The organism is Mesorhizobium sp. M0058 (genome assembly GCF_040323095.1).
Taxonomy (GTDB): Bacteria; Pseudomonadota; Alphaproteobacteria; order Rhizobiales; family Rhizobiaceae; genus Mesorhizobium.
Genome location: NZ_JAMYUQ010000004.1, coordinates 134018 through 154057 on the forward strand (window position 1 = coordinate 134018; position 20040 = coordinate 154057).

Here is a 20040-nt window from a genome sequence, read left to right on the forward strand (position 1 = left end):
CCGGTGATGACTGCGGATGGTGTCAGGCCGAAGCCTTGTCGATGTACTTCACGGCATCGCCGACGGTCAGGATGGTCTCGGCCGCATCGTCCGGAATCTCGACGCCGAACTCTTCTTCGAAGGCCATGACGAGTTCGACCGTGTCGAGGCTGTCTGCGCCCAGATCATCGATGAAGCTCGCCTGCTCCGTCACCTTGTCGGCATCGACGCCAAGATGTTCGATGACGATCTTCTTGACGCGCTCTGCGGTGTCACTCATTTGGGGCATCCTCGTCTTTTGTTTGTCTGTCTTCGTTAGCGGGCAGAATGCCGCTAATCAAGCTGAAAGATGGTCCTGCCGGAAACGCAACGATGCCGGACCGGTTTTTGCCCGAACCGCCGGGTTGCGGGCCGCATTACACGAAAAATGGCTGAGGTCCAAGGCGAAATGGTCTCTTTTCACAAGCCGGCCATGTCTTCTTATCACCCGGCAATATCCTGTCAGATCATGGCCATGCCACCGTTGACATGGATGGTCTGGCCGGTGACGTAGGCTGCCTCGTTGGAGGCGAGATAGGCGACGGCCGACGCCACTTCAACACTCGTGCCCATGCGGCGCGTCGGGATCGCGGCCATTATCGCGTCTTTCTGCTTGTCGTTGAGCTTGTCGGTCATGGCCGATTCGATAAAGCCCGGGGCGACGCAGTTGACGGTGATGTTGCGGGTGGCGATCTCCTGCGCCAGCGACTTGGAAAAGCCGATCATGCCGGCCTTGGAGGCGCAATAATTGGTCTGGCCAGGATTGCCGGTGACGCCGACCACCGAGGTGATGTTGATGATGCGGCCATGGCGGCGGCGCATCATCGGATGGGTCAGCTCGCGGGTCAGCCGGAACACGGCGGTGAGGTTCACCTCCAGCACGCTGTCCCAATCCGCGTCCGCCATGCGCACGAACAGGCCGTCCTTGGTGATGCCGGCATTGTTGACCAGTATGTCGACGCCTTCGAGTTCGGCTTCGGCCTTCTGGCCAAGCGCCTTGACCTCGTCACGGTCGGCAAGATTGGCCGGGAACAGCTTTACCCGGTCGCCGAGTTCGCCGGCCAGGGTCTCCAGTTTCTCGATGCGGGTGCCGTGCAGGCCGACAATGGCGCCTTGCGCATGCAGCACCCGGGCAATCGCCTCGCCAATGCCGCCCGATGCGCCGGTGACGAGCGCCTTGCGGCCGGTCAGTTCGAACATTTTCGTCTCCTGATCTTAAGAGAACACCCTTCCCACGGGAGGGGTTGAATCGCCAGTGGATTATGCAAGCGCGGCCAGCGCCGCCTCGACATCTGGCGGCGTGCCGACGGCGGATGTGGCGATGTCGCGGTTGATCCGCCGCGCCAGGCCGGAAAGCACCTTGCCGGCGCCGATCTCAAACAGCGTGGCGACGCCGTTGGCGCCGAACCACTCCACCGTTTCGCGCCAGCGCACGCGGCCGGTGATCTGCTCGACCAGGCGGCGCGCGATCTCGTCGGGGTCGCTGGTCGGGGCTACAGTGACGTTGGAGACGACGGGCACGACCGGTGCATTCTTGGTCACGCCGGCCAGCGCCTCGCGCATGACATCGGCCGCCGGCGCCATCAGCGCCGAATGGAAGGGTGCGGAGACCTGCAGCATCAGCGCCCGCTTGGCGCCCTTTTCTGTGCACAGTTTCGCGGCGAGTTCCACCGCCGCCCTGGCGCCGGAGATCACCAGCTGGCCGCCGCCATTGTCGTTGGCGATCTGGCAGACTTTGCCGGATCCCGTTGCGGCCTCGGTGCAAGCGGCTTCGACGTCGGGCTGTTCCAGTCCGATGATCGCCGCCATGGCGCCCTCGCCGGCCGGCACCGCCGCCTGCATGGCGTTGCCGCGGATGCGCAGCAGCCGGGCAGCATCGGCGACCGAAACGAAACCGGCCGCGGCAAGGGCGGAATATTCGCCGAGCGAATGACCGGCAACGTAGGCAACCTTGTCCTTCAGCGAAAAGCCGCGCGCTTCCAGCGAGCGGATCGCCGCCAGCGAGACCGCCATCAGCGCCGGCTGGGCATTGGCAGTCAGGGTCAGCGCCTCTTCCGGGCCTTCCCAGATCAGTTTCGACAGCTCTTCGCCCAACGCATCATCGACTTCCTCGAACACCCTGCGTGCCTCGGGGAAGGCGTCGGCGAGGTCCTTGCCCATGCCGACAGCCTGGCTGCCCTGTCCCGGAAAGGTGAATGCGACGGCCATTTGGGCGCTCTCCAGCGGCTGATTTTTCCTGCCTGTGACGCAAGGCGGACCGTCAAGTCAAGCCCGGAGGCGGCATTTCGGCTCTCGCTTGAACCGGAGCTGACCTCGAGTCCCTGTTCCCAAAGGCTTTTTGCCGATCACACCTGATGAAAACCGCTCACGAATCGTTTGCTGGCTCTTCTTATTTTCGCCACAGGCGCTAGCTTTTGCATGACAGTTCTATGACAGAACGGTGGCGCGAGTGGAAATACGCGTTGCTTGGGCCGGGGGAAGAGACGTGGCTAGGATCAGGAAAGGCGCGGCCGTACCCGCGCCACAATTCTTGGAAGACGATCCGTCCACCGGCTACCTGCCGGGGCGCAGATGGCCGGTCATCCGCTACGGTCTGGTCACGCTGCTTGCCTCCGCCATCCTGGTGTTCGCTATCGAATGGATCGTGCGCGGCGACTTCTTCGGCACGGTCGACTTCTTCCTGCAGCCATTCAAGCCGGGCTGGACCACCATCATTGTCTTTGCATTGGTGCTGATGGGACTGGACGCCGTGCTTGGCCGCAGTCACCAGAGCCTGATGATCGTGGCGCCCCTGACGCTGGCGCTGGCCTTTGTCGGGCATCAGAAGTCGCATTATCTCGGCGATCCGCTCTACCCAACCGATTTTCTTTATTCGCGCCAGATCATGGCACTGATGCCGCTCCTGGTGCGCGAGCGGCCCTGGACGGCGCTCGCCATGGCGGTCGGCATCGTCGCCGGCCTGTCGCTGCTGATCTATGGCTGGCGGTTGTGGCGCCGCAAGGTTCCGATCCTCAGCCGCAAAGGGCGGCTGGCGCGGCTGACGCTGGCAGTGCCGCTGCTCGCCTTCTTCGTCTCGATCATGGACTACGCCACCTTCTCGTGGACCCGCGACCGGCTGCAGATCATCCCGATCATGTGGGACCAGAAGGAGAACTACGCCTCCAACGGGTTTGCGCTGGCCTTCGCGCTCAACGTGCCGATGGCGCATGTCTCGGCGCCGGCGGGCTATTCCGACAAGGCGATCGACGCGATCGACAGGCCTGCTGTGGCGGCCTCGGTACCGGATGAGAAACCCGACATCATCGTGGTGATGAGCGAATCTTTCTGGGATCCGACCAAGCTGCCCGGCGTCACAATCACGCCTGACCCGATCCCCAATGTGCGGGCGCTGCGTTCCGGCTATATGTTTTCGCCGGAATTCGGCGGCATGACCGCCAACATCGAATTCGAGGCGCTGACCGGCTTTTCCAATGCCTTCCTGCCGGCGGGCTCGATCCCCTACCAGCAATATGTGCGCACACCGACGCCGTCGCTGGCGACCTTCCTGAAAAGCGAGGGATACCGGGCGCGCGCCATCCATCCGGGCACCAACTGGTTCTGGAACAGGGGCGCCGTCTATGCCGATTTCGGCTTCAACGATTTCCGCTCGGAAGAGACGCTGCCGCCACTGGAAAAGCGCGGGCCGCTGGCTTCCGATGCGTCGATGACCGACGAGATCATCGCAGAGGCCGACGCCAGCGAGCGGCCGGTGTTCTTCTTCGCCGTCAGCCTGCAGAACCACGGTCCCTACGAGCCGTACCGCTATTACAATCCGACCCACAAGGTCGCGGCACCGATCAGCACATGGGCGCGGGAATCGCTGCTCAGCTACGCCGAAGGCTCCGCCGATGCCGACCGTGGCCTCGAACGATTGATCGAATGGGCGAAGAAGCGCGAGCGGCCGACGGTCATCGCCTTCTTCGGCGACCATCTGCCGCCGCTCGGCCCCGTCTATGTCGAAACCGGTTACCTGAAGGACAATGTCGCGCCGCGCAAGGAACCGACGCCGGAGGCGGCACTGGAGCATCATCAGACGCCGCTGGTCATCTGGTCTAACCGCACCGGTCCGGCGCAGGATATGGGCGCGGTGAGCCCGGCCTTCCTGCCCTACCACATCCTGACAACGGCCGGGATCACGCACCCCTACTACACCGGCTTCCTGGGCGCGTTGCGCGAACGCTATCGCGTCGTCGACCGCAATCTGCTTTTGACACCGTCAGGTGAGGCCACGCCGGACTGGGCGCGGCAGAAGGACGTTGATCCGGCGATCAACGACTTCCGCCTGCTGCAATACGACATGATGTTCGGCAAGCGTAAGGCGGCTCCGGACTTCTTCCCCGAAACGATCAACGGTGGTACCCCGCATACGAGTTGATGCCTGGTATTTTTCCAACCCTGCGACGCCAGGACGCTGTCCGGAGCATGCGTTACCCTTGCCTTCCAGCCAATTTGCTTTATAGACGCCCGCAATCTGCCGGTCCTTGCTGGGGGCTGAACGGAGGGCCGGAGGTTTTACCCAAAACCTTCGTGTGAAGCCAGAAGCGCTTCCGCCTCCCGTGTCTCCGCTCTCGACCGTCTCGAAATGCTCCTTTCTTCCCCGCCCCCTCGGGATCAGCGGGTCAGAGAAGTTGCAGAGGCTTTTGCCGCGAGGATCCGGGAGAGAAACGAAGAAAGGCACTGAACCACTATGGCTCTATACGAACATGTGTTCCTTGCCCGGCAGGACCTCTCGCAGCAGCAGGTCGATGCGCTTGTCGAACAGTACAAGGGCGTCATCTCCGCAAATGGCGGGTCCGTCGGCCGGGTCGAGAACTGGGGACTGAAGTCCCTCACCTACCGGGTCAACAAGAACCGGAAGGCTTACTACACGCTTATGGACCTCAACTGCCCGCCGGCAGCGCTCAACGAGATGGAGCGCCAGATGGGCCTGTCCGAGGACGTGCTGCGTTTCCTGACCGTCAAGGTCGAGGCGCATGAGGAAGGCCCGTCGGCCATGATGCAGAAGCGCGAAGAGCGCTCGGAACGCGGCGGCTTCGGCGACCGCGACCGTGGCGATCGTGGTCCGCGCTCGTTCGGCGACCGTGATCGCGGCGACCGTGGCGATCGTCCGCCGCGCTCATTTGGCGATGCCGGTGGCGATCGTGGTCCGCGCCGTCCGCGCGAAGGCGTTGAAGGAGGTGCAGAATAATGGTCGACATCAATCAGATCCCGACCCGGCGCCCGTTCCATCGCCGCCGCAAGACCTGCCCGTTCTCTGGCGCCAATGCGCCCAAGATCGACTACAAGGACGTGCGTCTTCTGCAGCGCTACATTTCCGAGCGCGGCAAGATCGTGCCGTCGCGCATCACCGCCGTCAGCCAGAAGAAGCAGCGCGAACTCGCCAAGGCGATCAAGCGCGCCCGCTTCCTCGGCCTGCTGCCCTACGTGGTTCGCTAAGATCTCCGAAGCAGGCGGTTCGCCGCCTGCTTCCTTCTCCCACGGCGACGGGCGCCGCAGGGGTAATTTGATGATGCATGTCGTTGCCCCAAAACCGGGCCCACTCTTGGCGACGTGCATTGAAATCCCGAGTTGAGGTGAAAAGCCTCTAACTGCCGCGACAGGCAGGACAGCGACACCGGCGCCAAGGCGCTCAGAGCTTCCTGACCTGTTCCATTCAATTCGGCGCCGATCCCGCGGTCGGTGCCCAGACGAAGGAACAAGACCATGCAAGTGATTCTTCTCGAACGCGTTTCCCGCCTCGGCCAGATGGGCGATACCGTCAAGGTCAAGGACGGCTTTGCCCGCAACTTCCTCTTGCCGCAGGGCAAGGCGCTGCGCGCCAACGAAGCCAACAAGAAGAAGTTCGAAGGGCAGCGCGCGCAGCTCGAAGCGCGCAACCTCGAGCGCAAGTCGGAAGCCAGCCAGGTTGCCGAAAAGCTCGACGGCAAGAGCTTCATCGCCGTGCGTTCCGCAGGCGAGACCGGCCAGCTCTACGGTTCGGTGTCGACCCGCGACATCGCCGACCTGCTGACCGCCGAAGGGTTCTCGGTCAACCGCAACCAGATCCAGCTCAACCAGCCGATCAAGACCATCGGCGTCACCAATGTGGCGATTGCGCTGCATCCGGAAGTCGAGGTCACCATCAGCCTCAACATCGCCCGCACGGCCGACGAAGCCGAGCGCCAGGCCAAGGGCGAGACGCTGACCACCGCCGAAGCCATCTATGGCGATGACATCAACGACAACGCACGGCCGGAGAACTTCTTCGACCCGAACACCGAGTTCGAAGGCGGCGAAGAAGACAACGCCTGATCCCGCACGGGGCCTGATCGGGAAGCGAGGGGAGCAGCGCTCCAATCACTTCCTCGTCATCCAGCCTTTCTGGACCAATGCCCGGGCCTCTCGCCCGGGCATTTTTGTGCCAAATGGAACTTTTCGAACCCCTATATATTGTTGCAGAATTGGTCCGCCAGTCTGACCGTGAGGGGACATTTGGTGATGAATATTCTGTTGAAGCGCGTTCTCGACCGCCTGGTGCGTACGGGCAATCTGAAAGTCACCGGGCCGAAGGGCTCGACAGTGGTTTTCGGCGACGGCAGCGGCGAGCCGGTGCATATGCACATCAAGACCGCGCATGCCGAGCGCGCCATTACCTTCGATCCGATGCTGGCCGTGCCGGAAGCCTATATGGACGGCGAACTCGACATCATCGAGGGCGGCGTACTGGGTATGATGCGCATCGCCTTCCAGAACATGGGCAGCGGCGGTATCGACGCCACCTGGTCGAAGGCCATCGAGGGTCTGCGCCACGCCTTTCGCCGCCTGCAGCAGATCAACACCGCATCACGGGCGCGCCGCAACGTGCAGCGCCACTATGATTTGTCGGGTGACCTCTACCGGCTCTTCCTCGACGACGACATGCAGTATTCCTGCGCCTATTTCGAACAGCCGGACATGACGCTCGACGAGGCGCAGATGGCCAAGAAACGCCATATCGCCGCCAAGCTCAGGCTGAAGGCCGGCCAGACCGTGCTCGATATTGGCTCCGGCTGGGGTGGGCTCGGCCTCTATCTCGCCAAGGCTTTCGATGTCGACGTCCAAGGCGTGACGCTGTCGACCGAGCAGCACGGCGTCGCCACCGACCGGGCGCATGCGCAAGGCTTGCAGGACCGCGTGCATTTCGACCTCAAGGACTACCGCGAACTCAACGAACGCTTCGACCGCATCGTCTCGGTCGGCATGTTCGAGCATGTCGGCGTCAACCACTTCCGCACCTTCTTCGACAAGTCGGCGACGCTGTTGAAGCCCGACGGCGTCATGCTCTTGCACACGATCGGCCGCTCCGGCGTGCCGTGGGCGACCAGCGCCTTTATCCGCAAGTACATTTTTCCGGGCGGCTACATTCCCTCGCTGTCGGAGGTGATGCCGGCGATCGAGAAGTCGGGGCTTGTGGTCACCGACATCGAGATTCTGCGGCTGCACTATGCCGATACGCTGAAGCATTGGGGCCAGCGCTTTGCCGCCAACCGGGACAAGGCCAAGGCCATCTACGACGAGCGCTTCTGCAGGATGTGGGAGTTCTATCTGGCGGCTTCGGAAGCCGCCTTCCGCTGGCAGGATCTGGTGATCTTCCAGATCCAGATCGCCAAGAAGAACGACACGCTGCCGATGACGCGCGACTACATGGCCAAATGTGAAAAGGCGCTCGAAATGCGCGAAATGGGGCATCGTCAGGAGGCGGCGGCCGCCGAGCCTGCTGTCGCCAGGTCCGTGCCTGCCAGGTCCGTTGCTGTCAGGTCCGTTGCGGCCAAGCCAGCGCGCCGTCGCAAGGTGGCGGATCGCGAATAACGCCTCGATTGCGTATTGCCGCTTGCCATCGACGGCTCTGACACTGAAAAAGGTCTCGTTCTCGCGAGACCTTTTTTAATGATCTGCCTGCCCACCATCGCCACCACCCTTGTCGAGTTCGCCGGCGCCTCGGTGCTCTCGCCACGCGGAGCCTGAGCGTGGAACTCCCCGCTTCGCTGCGACAAGGCGTCGAGCGCCTGCTCGAAACGACACCGCTGGCGGTGCTGCGCCAGGCGGCGAAGACGCTGTCTGACCGCTACCGCGCCGAATTGCGCGACGGCCGCCCGCACATGGCCGAAGAGATGGCGGTAAAAGCCTATCTGGCGACGCGGCTGCCGGCGACCTACGCGGCGGTACGGGCCGGTCTCGACGAACTCGCCTATGCGCGGCCCGATTTCCAGCCAACGAGCTTGCTCGATGTCGGCGCCGGTCCTGGCACGGTGCTTTGGGCCACTACAGATCTGTGGCCCGACCTCGAAGAGGCGGTTCTGGTTGAAGCAAGCGCCGCGGTGCGCAAGGTTGGCCAGTCGCTCGCCCTTGATACCATCGCCACCAGGATGGACTGGCGGGCCGGCGACGTGACCATCGACCTTGCCGATCTCAAGCCTGCCGACCTCGTCACCTGCGCCTATGTGCTGGACGAGATCGCGCCGGCATCGCTGCCGAAGCTTGTCGTCCGGCTCTGGCATTTGACCGGCGACACACTGCTGATCGTGGAGCCCGGCACGCCGGCAGGCTGGCAGCGCATCCTGGCAGTGCGCAGGCAATTGCTGGAGGCCGGGGCGCATGTGCTGGCGCCTTGTCCGCATGAGGCGCCCTGCCCGCTTGAGCCGCCCGACTGGTGCCATTTTTCGCGCCGCGTCGCCCGCTCGCGCCTTCATCGCCTGGCCAAAGACGCGGACGTGCCGTGGGAGGACGAGAAATTCATCTACGTCGCGGCGTCGCGGCAACCCGCGCCTGTACATCCGCCCCGCGTGATTGCGCCGCCGAAATCGGGCTCCGGCAAGGTGCTGCTCAAACTGTGCCAGCCGGATGGCGGCGCCGGCGAGACACTTTTCACCAAGCGCGAGGGCGAGCTGTTCAAGGCAGCGCGGCGGCTGGACTGGGGCGATACATTGGACGGAAGAAGCGGGTAATCACCGAGATTGTTCTTGCTCTGTTCCAACGACTCGGATAGAAGTCAGCGCCTTTCTGAGTCAACCGGAATCGGGGCGCGGAAACACTCTTCTGTGGACGGTTTGCCGCCCCTGTGAACAACGGGGCATCGAGGTTGATTGGTCGTGCGGTGATGCAGAAAGGTCAGCACCGATTTATCTCGTTCTGATATCGAGAAGCCGGGATCAAAATCGGGGACATCATGGCAGAGGCAGCGCGAAAATTCGGCGTGGCGGAGCAGCAACCGCTTTATCGTGAAGCGCCGAACAACATCGAGGCCGAGCAGGCGCTGCTCGGCGCCATCCTCGTCAACAACGATGCCTTCTACCGCGTCTCCGACTTCCTCAAGGCCGGCCATTTCTACGAGCCGCTGCACCGGAAAATCTTCGAGGTCGCAGCCGAGCTCATCCGCATGGGCAAGGTGGCGACGCCGATCACGCTGAAAACCTTCCTGCCGGCCGACGAGAAGGTCGGCGACATGACGGTGGCGCAATATGTGGTTCGTCTGGCGGTCGAAGCCGTCACCGTCGTCAATGCCACCGATTATGGCCGCGCCATCTACGATCTGGCCACGCGCCGGGCACTGATTACCGTCGGCGAGGACATGGTCAACATCGCCTATGACGCGCCGGTCGACATGGCGCCGTCCGAACAGATCGAGGATGCCGAGCGGCGGCTGTTCGAACTGGCCGAAACCGGCCGTTACGACGGCGGCTTCGAGAGCTTCACCGACGCGGTCAAGACCGCCGTCGACATGGCCAACGCCGCCTATATGCGCGACGGCCATTTGTCGGGCCTCGCCACCGGCATGCGCGATCTCGACCGCCGCATGGGTGGCCTGCAGGCGTCGGATCTGATCATCATTGCCGGCCGTCCGGGCATGGGCAAGACGTCGCTCGCCACCAACATCGCCTTCAACATCGCCGAGATGTATGAGCCGGCGCAGCAGGCCGACGGCTCGTTCAAGGCAGCCAATGGAGGCGTCGTCGGCTTCTTCTCGCTGGAAATGTCGTCCGAGCAGCTCGCCACCCGCATCATTTCCGAACAGACGGAAATTTCGTCGTCAAAAATCCGCCGCGGCGAGATTTCGGAGATGGATTTCGAAAAGCTGGTCGCCTGCTCGCAGACCATGCAGAAGATCCCGCTGTTCATCGACCAGACCGGCGGTATCTCGATCGCGCAGCTGTCGGCGCGGGCGCGGCGGCTGAAGCGTCAGCGCGGCCTCGACCTCATCGTCATCGACTATATCCAGCTGATGCAGGGATCGAGCGCGAAGTCCTCACAGAACCGGGTGCAGGAAATTACCGAGATCACCACCGGCCTGAAGGCGCTGGCCAAGGAGCTCTCCGTGCCAATCATCGCGCTGTCGCAGCTGTCGCGTCAGGTCGAAAGCCGCGAAGACAAGCGCCCGCAGCTGTCCGATCTTCGCGAATCCGGTTCGATCGAGCAGGACGCCGACGTGGTGATGTTCGTCTATCGCGAGGAATATTATCTGAAGAACCGCGAGCCGAAGCCCGGCACCGACGAGTACATCAAGTGGGAACACGAGATGAACGAGATGCGCGGCAAGGCCGAAGTCATCGTCGCCAAGCAGCGCCACGGCCCGACAGGTTCGGTCAGCCTCGCCTTCCAGGGCGAGTTCACACGGTTTTCCGACCTCGCCGAAGAGCATCATATTGCGGAGAGGTTTGAGTAGCTTTTTGGCCTACCGCAGCGCTCCGTCACACCCCCCTCTGGCCTGCCGGCCATCTCCCCCGCAAGGGGGGAGATCAGCAGCTTTGCGGATGGCGCTCATCTTGCGACGTTGGCGATTGGCGAAAGCAGCGACGATAGCCAATCTCCCCCCTTGCGGGGGAGATGTCCGGCAGGACAGAGGGGGGTGTGCAGGATCACCCTCCTTCGGTCATTTGCAGGCAGCATCACTCCATGGCTAAATCGCGCGTCCAGTTCATCTGCCAGAATTGCGGGTCGGTGCATCAGCGCTGGGCCGGCAAATGCGATGCCTGCGGCGAGTGGAACACGCTGGTCGAGGAAGGCACCTCGGGCGGCATAGGCTCGGGACCGGCCAACACGCGCAATGCGCGCAAGGGCCGCGCCGTGGTGCTGACCAGCCTGTCCGGTGACATCGAGGACGCGCCGCGCATCATCTCGGGCATTGGCGAACTCGACCGCGCCACCGGCGGCGGCTTCGTGCGCGGCTCGGCGCTGCTGGTCGGCGGCGATCCCGGCATCGGCAAGTCGACGCTGCTTACCCAGGCCGCAGCAGCATTGGCGTCAAAAGGCCACCGCATCGTCTATGTCTCGGGCGAAGAGGCTGTCGCGCAGATCCGGCTGCGGGCGCAGCGGCTTGGCGTCGCCGACACGCCGGTCGAACTTGCCGCCGAGACCAATGTCGAGGATATCCTGGCAACAATAGCCGACGGCAGAAGGCCGGACCTCGTCATCCTCGATTCCATCCAGACGCTGTGGACCGACATGGCCGACTCGGCGCCCGGCACCGTCACCCAGGTGCGCGCCTCGGCGCAAGCGATGATCCGCTACGCCAAATCCACCGGTGCTGCCATCGTGCTGGTCGGCCATGTCACCAAGGAAGGCCAGATCGCCGGTCCGCGCGTCGTCGAGCACATGGTCGACGCCGTTCTCTATTTCGAAGGCGAAGGCGGCCATCACTACCGCATCCTGCGCACGGTGAAGAACCGGTTTGGGCCGACCGACGAGATCGGCGTTTTCGAGATGTCGGACAAGGGCTTGCGCGAGGTCGCCAATCCGTCGGAGTTGTTCCTCGGCGAACGCCACGCAAAATCGCCGGGTGCCGCGGTATTTGCCGGCATGGAAGGGACACGTCCGGTGCTGGTCGAGATCCAGGCACTGGTGGCGCCGTCCACATTGGGCACGCCGCGCCGTGCCGTCGTCGGCTGGGACGGCGCACGGCTGTCGATGATCCTTGCCGTGCTCGAAGCCCATTGCGGCGTGCGCTTCGGCACCCACGATGTCTACCTCAACGTCGCCGGCGGCTACCGGATTTCCGAGCCGGCGGCCGATCTGGCGGTTGCCGCTGCACTGGTTTCGTCGCTCACCGGTCTTGCCCTTCCCGCCGATTGCGTCTATTTCGGCGAAATCAGCCTGTCGGGCGCAGTGAGGCCGGTTGCGCATGCGCAGCAGCGCCTTAAAGAGGCCGAAAAGCTGGGTTTTGGAAGTGCGGTTCTGCCCTTGGGCAGCGAGGAGGTTGTCGGGGGGATCGGGGCCGGCGCTTTCCAGCCGACCGAACTTGCCGATCTCGTCGCACGCATAGCCGGCTCACGGCGCAGCCGTGTCGACGTGGAAGATTGACGCGGCTCGCCCGAGCCGTGAAAAGACAATCTGAGTGGGGCGAAAGACATGCCGATTACGCTGCTGGACGGAATTCTCGTCGGCTTCACCCTGGTCTCGGCGATGCTCGCCATGGTTCGCGGCCTGTCACGCGAAATCCTGTCCGTCGTGTCCTGGGCGGCTGCCGCCGCGGCGGCATTCTTCTTCTACAAGCCGGTGCTGCCTTACGTTCAGCCCTATGTCGAAAGCGACAAGATCGCCATGGCGGCATCCGCCGGCATCGTCTTCCTCATCGCGCTGATTGTCGTTTCCGTCATCACCATGAAGCTTGCCGACTGGATCATAGATTCCAGGATCGGCGCGCTCGACCGTACGCTGGGCTTCCTCTATGGCGCCGCGCGCGGCGTCCTCGTCGTCGCCGTGGCGCTGCTGTTCTTCAACTGGCTGGCCGGCGCCAAGGCCCCTGCCTGGATCGCCAACGCCAAGTCGAAGCCGCTGCTCGAGACCATCGGCGCCAAGCTGGAAAGCCTGCTGCCCGAAGATCCGGAAAACGCCATCCTGAAGAAGCTCAATCCGAATCAGCCGGCAGCCGAGACGCCTCCGGCGGCCGATGCACCGGCGGCGGATGCTCCGGCAACCGGTGACGATACGCCGGCGCCCGACGACGAGACCGACGCTCCGGCCGATAACGCACCCGCGCCCGCTGCTCCGGCTGCGCCGGCAAACTGATACGGACGGATGGTGCCGGACAGGCGCCATCCCGGCAGTTCCGGCCTGACTACGTTGCTTTCGCGGTGCTATCGCACTATATGGCCATTTTAGCGGAGCTTGAGCCCCATGGCAGTTTCGAAGGCAGACGCGGACGACGTGCTTTCCGCCGAAGCAGACGATCATTTCCACGACGAATGCGGGGTGTTCGGCATTTTCGGCCGGCAGGACGCTGCGGCCATCGTAACGCTAGGCCTGCATGCGCTGCAGCATCGCGGCCAGGAAGCGGCCGGCATCGTCTCCTATGACGGCACGCAGTTCCATGTCGAACGCCATGTCGGCCTGATCGGCGACACCTTCACCAAGCAGCACGTCATCGACAGCCTGCAAGGCAACCGTGCCATCGGCCACACGCGCTATGCCACGACCGGCGGCGCCGGCATGCGCAACATCCAGCCCTTCTTCGCCGAACTCGCCGATGGCGGCTTTGCCGTCGCCCATAACGGCAATCTCACCAACGCCATGACCGTGCAGCGCGCGCTGCAGAAGCAGGGCGCGATCTTCTCGTCGACCTCCGACACCGAGACGCTGCTGCATCTCGTTGCCACCAGTAAGGAACGCGATTTGAATTCGCGCTTCATCGACGCCGTGCGTCAGGTCGAAGGCGCTTTCTCGCTGGTCGCGATGACCTCCAAGAAGATGATCGGCTGCCGCGATCCGCTCGGCATCCGCCCGCTGGTGCTCGGCGACCTCGACGGCGCCTGGATCCTGGCCTCCGAAACCTGCGCGCTCGACATTATCGGCGCCCGCTTCGTGCGCGACCTGAAGCCCGGCGAAATGGTCGTGGTGACCTCGAAGGGCATCGAGAGCCTGTTCCCCTTCGAGCCGCAGAAGACCCGCTTCTGCATCTTCGAATATGTCTATTTCGCCCGCCCGGACTCCTCGGTCGAAGGCCGCAATGTCTACGAAGTGCGCAAGCGTATCGGCGCCGAATTGGCGCAGGAAAGCCCGGTCGAGGCCGATATCGTCGTGCCGGTGCCGGATTCCGGCACGCCGGCGGCAATCGGCTTCTCCCAGGCGGCAGGCATCCCCTTCGAACTCGGTATCATCCGCAACCACTATGTCGGCCGAACCTTCATCCAGCCCGGCGATTCGATCCGCCATATGGGCGTCAAGCTCAAGCACAACGCCAACCGCCGGATGATCGAGGGCAAGCGCGTGGTGTTGGTCGACGATTCGATCGTGCGCGGCACCACCAGCCAGAAAATCGTGCAGATGGTGCGCGACGCCGGCGCCAAGGAAGTGCATATGCGCATCGCCTCGCCGCCGACCAGCGCGTCGTGCTTCTACGGCGTCGACACGCCGGAGAAGTCGAAGCTTTTGGCATCGCGCATGTCGATCGAGGAAATGGCCGAGTTCATCCGTGTCGATTCGCTCGGCTTCCTCACCATTGACGGGCTCTACCGCGCCGTCGGCGAAGCCAGCCGCGACAATGAGCAGCCGCAATTCTGCGACGCCTGTTTCACCGGCCAGTACCCGACCCGCCTGCTCGACTTCGAAGGCCACGACAATGTGCGCACGCTGTCGCTGCTGGCGAACAACGGGGCGTAAAGCCCAACTGCTATCCTTGAAAGCGCTCGCATGACCCTCGACCTCTCCGGCCGCGTCGCGGTCGTTACCGGCGCCTCGCGCGGCATCGGCTACTTCATCGCCAGGGAACTTGCCGCCGCCGGCGCGCATGTCATTGCGGTAGCCCGGACCGTCGGCGGGCTGGAAGAACTCGATGACCAGATCAAGGCCGAACGCGTGAAAACCGGCAAGGGCGAAGCGACGCTGGTGCCTCTCGACCTCTCAGACATGGCCGGCATCGACCGGTTGGGCGGGGCCATTCACGAGCGTTGGGGCAAGCTCGACATTCTGGTGGCCAATGCCGGCGTGCTCGGCGTCATCTCGCCGATCGGCCATGTCGAGGCCAAAACCTTCGAGAAGGTAATGACCATCAATGTCACCTCGACCTGGCGGCTGATCCGCTCGGTCGACCCGCTGCTCAGGCTGTCCGACGCCGGCCGCGCCATTCTCATGTCCTCCAGCTCCGCGCATTCGGCGCGCGCCTTCTGGGCGCCCTATGCGGCGTCGAAGGCGGCGGTGGAAGCCATGACGCGTTCCTGGGCGCATGAGACGCAGAGCCTGCCGCTCCGCGTCAATGCCGTCGACCCCGGCGCCACCCGCACCGCCATGCGTGCGCAGGCCGCGCCCGGCGAGGATCCGGAAACGCTGCCGCACCCCTCAGAGGTGGCAAAACGCATCGTGCCGCTGGCGAGCCCCGAGATGAAAGAGACGGGGCTGATCTTCCAGGTCAAGAACAACCGCTTCGTCGCCTACCGGCAGCCGGAATAAACCGGGTTGTAGCGGGATTAAACAGGCCTCCAGTTACGTTTCTTCGAATGTAGGACATTCGAAACCGGAGGACCGACATGCGTAGACTTCTTCTCGTTGCCGCCGCCGCGATTGCCGCCACAGCTGGCGTGGCGCTGGCGCAAGACGCCAAGATGAGTTTCTTCGTCACCAGCGTCGGTTCCGGCAAGGGCGCCGATCTCGGCGGTCTCAAGGGTGCCGACGCGCATTGCGCCTCGCTGGCGGAAGCGGCTGGGGTTACCGGCAAGGAATGGCACGCCTATCTCTCGAGCGCCAATGTCGATGCGCGCGACCGTATCGGCAAGGGTCCCTGGGTCAACGCCAAGGGCGAGAAGATCGCCGATGACGTCGCCTCGCTGCACAGCGACGCCAACGCCATCACCAAGCAGACGGCGCTCAACGAAAAGGGCGAGGTGGTCAACGGCCGCGGCGACAAGCCGAACCGGCACGACATTCTGACCGGCTCGAAGCCCGACGGCACCAAGATCGCCGACCAGACCTGCGGCGACTGGACCTTGAGCGGGGCGGAGGGCGCGGCGATGATGGGCCATCACGACCGCACCGGCCTCGACGAGTCGGCGGCGGCGAAATCCTGGAACTCCTCGCATGCCTCGCGCGGCGGCTGCAGCCAGGAGGCGCTGAAAGGCACCGGCGGCGACGGCCTGTTCTACTGCTTTGCCGCGAACTAAGCGGGCTGGGAGCGGTTCGTTCACGGGTCTGTGATGATCCGGCAGGTCCCTCCCCCCTCGCCCTGCTTTCGCCATCAGCCGGGAGTTGCTAGGGTCGACCCGACTCCGACACTCAGCAAAGCGAGGAATTCCCATGGCTGCTCCCAGCGTAGCATTGGTCTGGTACCTGGTGATCGCCGGCCCGCAAGGCGGCATGGTGGTGCTGCCCAGCACCTTCGACACCCGCGAACAGTGCACAAACGCGATTACCGAATATCAGAAGCAGCCGACGCCGGCCAGCTGGGCGGTCAACTGCGTGCCGAGCGCCTCGCCTTTCACCGATGAGGGTGATGCGGAAGAGCCGGCGGCGCAGTAGCGCAATCTCCCCCCTCGAGGGGGAGATGGCCGGCAGGCCAGAGGGGGTCGCCTCGCGTAGAGTGCCAACCTCCTTCCGCACAAAGGGCGTCGCGTCCAGTCGGCCGACCCCCTCTGTCGCCTTCGGCGACATCTCCCCCTCAAGGGGGGAGATCAGGCGCGCGCCTTCACCGTCAGCTCCGGCTTGCTGTTGATGGTCTGGAAGACCACGCAATAGCGTTCCGTCAGCTTGATCAGCGCGTCGATGCGATCCTGCGGCTCATCCGTGTCGAGGTTGAAATTCAACCGGATGGCGCGAAAGCCCACGGGGGCGTCCTTGGCCACGCCCAGCGTGCCGCGAAAGTCGAGATCGCCTTCGGCCTCGACGGTGGCTGCGCCGAGTTTGAACTCTAGTGCGGTGGCCACCGCCTTCAGCGTCACCCCGGCGCACGCCACCAGCGCCTCGAGCAGCATGTCGCCCGAACACAATTCGAGCCCGGAACCGCCGGTCGCCGGATGCAGGCCGGCGACCGCCAGCGCCCTGCCCGTCTCGACCTTGCAGGCAATCGACTGGTCGTCGATGGAGCCTTTGGCGCGAAGCGTGATCAGCGCTCGCGAGGAATCGTCGCGATAAGCCTCCTTGATCGGTGCCTGCATGGCCTTGAGTGCGGTGGCGTCCATGTTGCATTCCTTTTCGAGTCCGTCGCGCTTTGATAGCACTGATATGCCAGCGAGACAGCGCCCCCCTCTGGCCCGGCCACCTCCCCACAGGGGGGAGATCTGCAGCTTCGCCGATGGCGCTTTCTACGCCGGCGATTAGCGAAGGCGGTCGCGACATCCAATCTCCACCCCTGTGGGGGGAGATGTCCGGCAGGACAGAGGGGGCTGAAGGAATGCTACCTCACGAAGAGTTACTTTGACTTCGACCGCCCCGGCCATACCTAAGCAGAGTCATTCCCGCGGAGACATCATGCCGTTCACGCTGAAACTGATCTCGCTTACCCTGTTGGTGCTTGCAGCCTTCGCGCAGCCAGTCCTCGCCGAAACGCCCGAGCGCCCCGCACCGGCAGGCGGCGTGCTGTCGCTGCTGCCGGCACCGCAGACGACCAGCCATTCAATCACCATTGCCGGGCGCAAGCTGGACTATCAGGCTAAGGCCGGCACGCTGTCACTGCTGTCCGGCAAGGGCGAGGTCACCGCGGAAATCTTCTATGTCGCCTATACGCTGCCGCCACTGGCGGGCGCGGAGAAGGCTCGCCCCATCACCTTCGTCTTCAATGGCGGCCCGGGCGCGGCATCCGCCTATCTGCATCTCGGCGCACTCGGCCCGCGTGTCGTCGCGACCGGCGCCGATGGCCAATTCCTGCCGCCGCCGCAAAAGCTGATCGACAATCCCGACAGCTGGCTCGACATGACCGACCTCGTCTTCGTCGATCCGGTCGGCACCGGCTACAGCCGCGAGGCCCCCGGCCAGGACACAAAAGATTTTTGGGGCGTCAGCCAGGACGCCAGTTCGATCGGCGCTTTCATCCGGCTCTATCTCGCCCAGAACGGCCGCACCGGATCGCCGCTCTTCCTTGCCGGCGAAAGCTATGGCGGGTTCCGCGCGGCACTTCTCGCCAGGACCCTGCAGGAAGATGTCGGCCTGAGCCCCAACGGCATCGTGCTGATCTCGCCTGCACTGGAGTTCACGCTGGTGCTGCCCGACGAATTCCAGCCGCTGCATTGGGCGCTGGAACTGCCCTCGATGGCGGCGGTGCGCCTGCGCAGCGAAGGCCTCAGCGGCGAAGCACTGCGCGAAAAGGTCGCCGAGGTCGAAAAGTATGCGCTGGGCGACTACCTCACGGCTCTGACCGGCGGGCTGGAACAGGGCGGGCGGCTGGCCAGCCAGCGCGTGGCCGAGATCACCGGCCTGCCGCTCGACCTCGTGCAGCGCAATTCCGCCCGCATCCCGACCGGCCTGTTCGCGCGCGAATTCCAGCGCGCCAGTGGCAAAGTGCTCAGCCCGTATGACGGCACCATCGCCACCAGCGACATCGCCCCGGAGAGCGCCCGCAGCGCCGGCCCGGATCCGGTGCTCGACCGCAGCGTGCCGGCGCTGACCTCGGCCTTTGTCGGTTATGCGCGCGACGAGCTGAATTTTCGCACCGATGTCAGCTACAGGTTGCTCAATGGCGATGTGACCCACGCCTGGGACTATGGCGGCTCGCGGCAAGGCTATGCCGGGGTGATGGACGATCTGCAGCGGGCGCGCTCGCTCAACCCGGGGCTCGGCGTGGTGATCGTCAACGGCGACACCGATCTGGTCACTCCCTATCTGGCCTCACGCTATCTGGTGAGCCAAATCCCGACGCTGGGCGGGGCAAAACCCATCCGTCTCGACGTCGTCGAAGGCGGCCACATGATGTATCTCAGGCCGGGCGGCCGGCGCGCCCTGAAGGAGGCCGCTTCGGAGCTCTACCAGGCAACACAGTGAACGGCGTGCCCACGCTGTCGGCCAGGCTGCGCCAACGCAAGCTTGCCACTGGCGTAGCGCCCCGCAGGCTTTCGCCCGTATAGCCTGCAATGGGAGCCTGATTGGGGCAGGCTTCTTCTTCGTCCTCTTGACAGCGCCGGACACGCCGCATGGCCGATATTGCCATTCTGGAAACCCGCGAAAGGGTGCTTGCCGGCATCCTGTTCACCGGCTGCGCCTATTTCCTGTTTTCGACGCAGGACGCCGCGATCAAGCTTCTGGTCGTCGGCATCAGCGTCTGGCAGATCATGTTCTTCCGCTCGATCGCTGTGCTTATCGGCTGTGCTGCAATCGGCGGACCGCCCATCTTTGCCGACACAATGCGCTCGCCCATCGTGCGGCCGATGCTGGTGCGCAGCGCCTTCACGCTCGGCGCCTGGCTCTGCTACTACAACGCGGCCCGCTCCCTGCAGCTGGCCGAACTCACCACCATCTATTACGCCGCCCCGATCATCGTCACCGTGCTGTCGGTGGTGATGCTTGGCGAAAAGGTGCCGCTGTTGCGCTGGCTGGCGGTGTTCATCGGCTTCGTCGGCGTCTTCATCGCCTGTGATCCCACTCGTCTCGGCTTGTCCGTGCCGATGCTCTTGGTACTGGCTGCGGCAGTGCTGTGGGGCATTGCCGTGGTGCTGTTGCGCAAGACGGCGCTGGCCGAGCGCACGCTGATCCAGCTTGTGCTCAACAATTTCTACTTCCTGGTGTTTTCCGCGGTGCCGGCGCTGTTGGTCTGGCAGATGCCGGACTGGCGCCAGTTGCTGCTTTTGATCAGCGTCGGCGCGCTCGGCGGCGTGGCGCAATTTATGCTGTTCGAAGGCATGAAGCGGGCGCCGGTGTCGATCGTGGCGCCGTTCGAATACACCTCATTGGTCTGGGCCTTCGGGCTCGGCTTTGCGATCTGGGGCGACGTGCCGCGTCGCGAGGTGTTTCTGGGGGCGGCGTTGATCGTCGGCGCCGGCCTGCTGATCATCGGCAACGAGCATTTCCGCAAGCGGCTATGAGTACCCCCGTACTGACAGCATGGTGGCAGGAGAA

At 64.0% G+C, this 20040-nt stretch carries 19 protein-coding genes; 15 read left to right on the top strand and 4 right to left on the bottom strand.

Annotated elements, in window-relative coordinates:
- Positions 1–22 precede the first annotated feature (22 nt).
- The 3 genes from NKJ75_RS08135 to fabD all read right to left on the bottom strand — a co-directional run bounded on the left by NKJ75_RS08135 (position 23) and on the right by fabD (position 2226).
- Positions 23–259 (bottom strand): acyl carrier protein, encoded by a 237-nt coding sequence (locus NKJ75_RS08135; protein WP_006203723.1) that lies wholly within the window; start codon positions 257–259, stop codon positions 23–25.
- Between the two features lie 221 nt (positions 260–480).
- Entirely contained in the window at positions 481–1218 is a 738-nt protein-coding gene (fabG, locus tag NKJ75_RS08140) for a 3-oxoacyl-[acyl-carrier-protein] reductase (protein WP_023685686.1), read from the bottom strand.
- Positions 1219–1278: 60 nt separating this feature from the next.
- Positions 1279–2226 (bottom strand): ACP S-malonyltransferase, encoded by a 948-nt coding sequence (gene fabD, locus NKJ75_RS08145; protein WP_023743797.1) that lies wholly within the window; start codon positions 2224–2226, stop codon positions 1279–1281.
- 277 nt (positions 2227–2503) lie between these two features.
- On the opposite strand from fabD, the gene NKJ75_RS08150 reads away from it, so the two are divergent.
- The 13 genes from NKJ75_RS08150 to NKJ75_RS08210 all read left to right on the top strand — a co-directional run bounded on the left by NKJ75_RS08150 (position 2504) and on the right by NKJ75_RS08210 (position 16515).
- Complete coding sequence (locus NKJ75_RS08150) at positions 2504–4432, top strand: LTA synthase family protein (protein ID WP_023695600.1); 1929 nt, start codon at positions 2504–2506, stop codon at positions 4430–4432.
- Between the two features lie 312 nt (positions 4433–4744).
- Positions 4745–5245, top strand: coding sequence for a 30S ribosomal protein S6 (gene rpsF / locus NKJ75_RS08155; protein WP_023672722.1), 501 nt, complete (start codon positions 4745–4747; stop codon positions 5243–5245).
- The gene (gene rpsR / locus NKJ75_RS08160; protein ID WP_006203718.1) at positions 5245–5493 is read left to right on the top strand and encodes a 30S ribosomal protein S18; all 249 of its coding nucleotides are present in this window, start codon (positions 5245–5247) and stop codon (positions 5491–5493) included. Before rpsF ends, rpsR begins: the two co-directional genes overlap by 1 nt.
- 267 nt (positions 5494–5760) lie before the next feature.
- Complete coding sequence (gene rplI, locus NKJ75_RS08165) at positions 5761–6348, top strand: 50S ribosomal protein L9 (protein WP_023672721.1); 588 nt, start codon at positions 5761–5763, stop codon at positions 6346–6348.
- Between the two features lie 186 nt (positions 6349–6534).
- Positions 6535–7884, top strand: a complete 1350-nt coding sequence (locus NKJ75_RS08170) for a cyclopropane fatty acid synthase (protein WP_023672720.1) — start codon at positions 6535–6537, stop codon at positions 7882–7884.
- A 158-nt stretch (positions 7885–8042) separates the two neighbouring features.
- Positions 8043–9020 carry a small ribosomal subunit Rsm22 family protein gene (locus NKJ75_RS08175; RefSeq protein WP_023672718.1) on the top strand — a complete coding sequence of 326 codons (978 nt, stop codon included), beginning with the start codon at positions 8043–8045 and terminating at the stop codon, positions 9018–9020.
- A gap of 221 nt (positions 9021–9241) precedes the next feature.
- On the top strand, positions 9242–10735 hold the full coding sequence (locus NKJ75_RS08180) for a replicative DNA helicase (protein WP_023731144.1): 1494 nt from the start codon (positions 9242–9244) through the stop codon (positions 10733–10735).
- Positions 10736–10965: 230 nt separating this feature from the next.
- Entirely contained in the window at positions 10966–12369 is a 1404-nt protein-coding gene (gene radA / locus NKJ75_RS08185; protein ID WP_023672716.1) for a DNA repair protein RadA, read from the top strand.
- A gap of 48 nt (positions 12370–12417) precedes the next feature.
- A complete protein-coding gene (locus tag NKJ75_RS08190; RefSeq protein WP_023738600.1) occupies positions 12418–13077 on the top strand; it encodes a CvpA family protein in 660 nt (219 codons plus the stop codon).
- A 108-nt stretch (positions 13078–13185) separates the two neighbouring features.
- Positions 13186–14667, top strand: a complete 1482-nt coding sequence (gene purF / locus NKJ75_RS08195) for an amidophosphoribosyltransferase (RefSeq protein ID WP_023672714.1) — start codon at positions 13186–13188, stop codon at positions 14665–14667.
- 30 nt (positions 14668–14697) lie between these two features.
- Complete coding sequence (locus NKJ75_RS08200; protein WP_352462901.1) at positions 14698–15453, top strand: SDR family NAD(P)-dependent oxidoreductase; 756 nt, start codon at positions 14698–14700, stop codon at positions 15451–15453.
- 77 nt (positions 15454–15530) lie between these two features.
- Entirely contained in the window at positions 15531–16160 is a 630-nt protein-coding gene (locus NKJ75_RS08205) for a hypothetical protein (protein WP_352443818.1), read from the top strand.
- 133 nt (positions 16161–16293) lie between these two features.
- Positions 16294–16515, top strand: a complete 222-nt coding sequence (locus NKJ75_RS08210; protein ID WP_352499546.1) for a hypothetical protein — start codon at positions 16294–16296, stop codon at positions 16513–16515.
- Between the two features lie 152 nt (positions 16516–16667).
- Here the strand turns inward: NKJ75_RS08210 and NKJ75_RS08215 are convergent, their stop codons facing one another.
- Positions 16668–17174 (bottom strand): OsmC family protein, encoded by a 507-nt coding sequence (locus NKJ75_RS08215; protein WP_023702954.1) that lies wholly within the window; start codon positions 17172–17174, stop codon positions 16668–16670.
- Between the two features lie 289 nt (positions 17175–17463).
- Between NKJ75_RS08215 and NKJ75_RS08220 the strand changes: the two genes are divergently transcribed.
- Both NKJ75_RS08220 and NKJ75_RS08225 read left to right on the top strand, forming a co-directional pair.
- Positions 17464–18969, top strand: a complete 1506-nt coding sequence (locus NKJ75_RS08220; protein WP_352499547.1) for a S10 family peptidase — start codon at positions 17464–17466, stop codon at positions 18967–18969.
- A gap of 149 nt (positions 18970–19118) precedes the next feature.
- Entirely contained in the window at positions 19119–20006 is an 888-nt protein-coding gene (locus NKJ75_RS08225) for a DMT family transporter (RefSeq protein WP_023685677.1), read from the top strand.
- The last annotated feature ends 34 nt before the right edge of the window (positions 20007–20040 follow it).

Excerpts from the sequence above, each read along its gene's own strand:
- NKJ75_RS08135 (WP_006203723.1), bottom strand. The coding sequence starts at position 259 with ATGAGTGACACCGCAGAGCGCGTCAAGAAGATCGTCATCGAACATCTT.
- fabG (WP_023685686.1), bottom strand. The coding sequence starts at position 1,218 with ATGTTCGAACTGACCGGCCGCAAGGCGCTCGTCACCGGCGCATCGGGC.
- fabD (WP_023743797.1), bottom strand. The coding sequence starts at position 2,226 with ATGGCCGTCGCATTCACCTTTCCGGGACAGGGCAGCCAGGCTGTCGGC.
- rpsF (WP_023672722.1), top strand. The coding sequence starts at position 4,745 with ATGGCTCTATACGAACATGTGTTCCTTGCCCGGCAGGACCTCTCGCAG.
- rpsR (WP_006203718.1), top strand. The coding sequence starts at position 5,245 with ATGGTCGACATCAATCAGATCCCGACCCGGCGCCCGTTCCATCGCCGC.
- rplI (WP_023672721.1), top strand. The coding sequence starts at position 5,761 with ATGCAAGTGATTCTTCTCGAACGCGTTTCCCGCCTCGGCCAGATGGGC.
- NKJ75_RS08170 (WP_023672720.1), top strand. The coding sequence starts at position 6,535 with ATGAATATTCTGTTGAAGCGCGTTCTCGACCGCCTGGTGCGTACGGGC.
- NKJ75_RS08180 (WP_023731144.1), top strand. The coding sequence starts at position 9,242 with ATGGCAGAGGCAGCGCGAAAATTCGGCGTGGCGGAGCAGCAACCGCTT.
- radA (WP_023672716.1), top strand. The coding sequence starts at position 10,966 with ATGGCTAAATCGCGCGTCCAGTTCATCTGCCAGAATTGCGGGTCGGTG.
- NKJ75_RS08190 (WP_023738600.1), top strand. The coding sequence starts at position 12,418 with ATGCCGATTACGCTGCTGGACGGAATTCTCGTCGGCTTCACCCTGGTC.
- purF (WP_023672714.1), top strand. The coding sequence starts at position 13,186 with ATGGCAGTTTCGAAGGCAGACGCGGACGACGTGCTTTCCGCCGAAGCA.
- NKJ75_RS08200 (WP_352462901.1), top strand. The coding sequence starts at position 14,698 with ATGACCCTCGACCTCTCCGGCCGCGTCGCGGTCGTTACCGGCGCCTCG.
- NKJ75_RS08205 (WP_352443818.1), top strand. The coding sequence starts at position 15,531 with ATGCGTAGACTTCTTCTCGTTGCCGCCGCCGCGATTGCCGCCACAGCT.
- NKJ75_RS08210 (WP_352499546.1), top strand. The coding sequence starts at position 16,294 with ATGGCTGCTCCCAGCGTAGCATTGGTCTGGTACCTGGTGATCGCCGGC.
- NKJ75_RS08215 (WP_023702954.1), bottom strand. The coding sequence starts at position 17,174 with ATGGACGCCACCGCACTCAAGGCCATGCAGGCACCGATCAAGGAGGCT.
- NKJ75_RS08220 (WP_352499547.1), top strand. The coding sequence starts at position 17,464 with ATGCCGTTCACGCTGAAACTGATCTCGCTTACCCTGTTGGTGCTTGCA.
- NKJ75_RS08225 (WP_023685677.1), top strand. The coding sequence starts at position 19,119 with ATGGCCGATATTGCCATTCTGGAAACCCGCGAAAGGGTGCTTGCCGGC.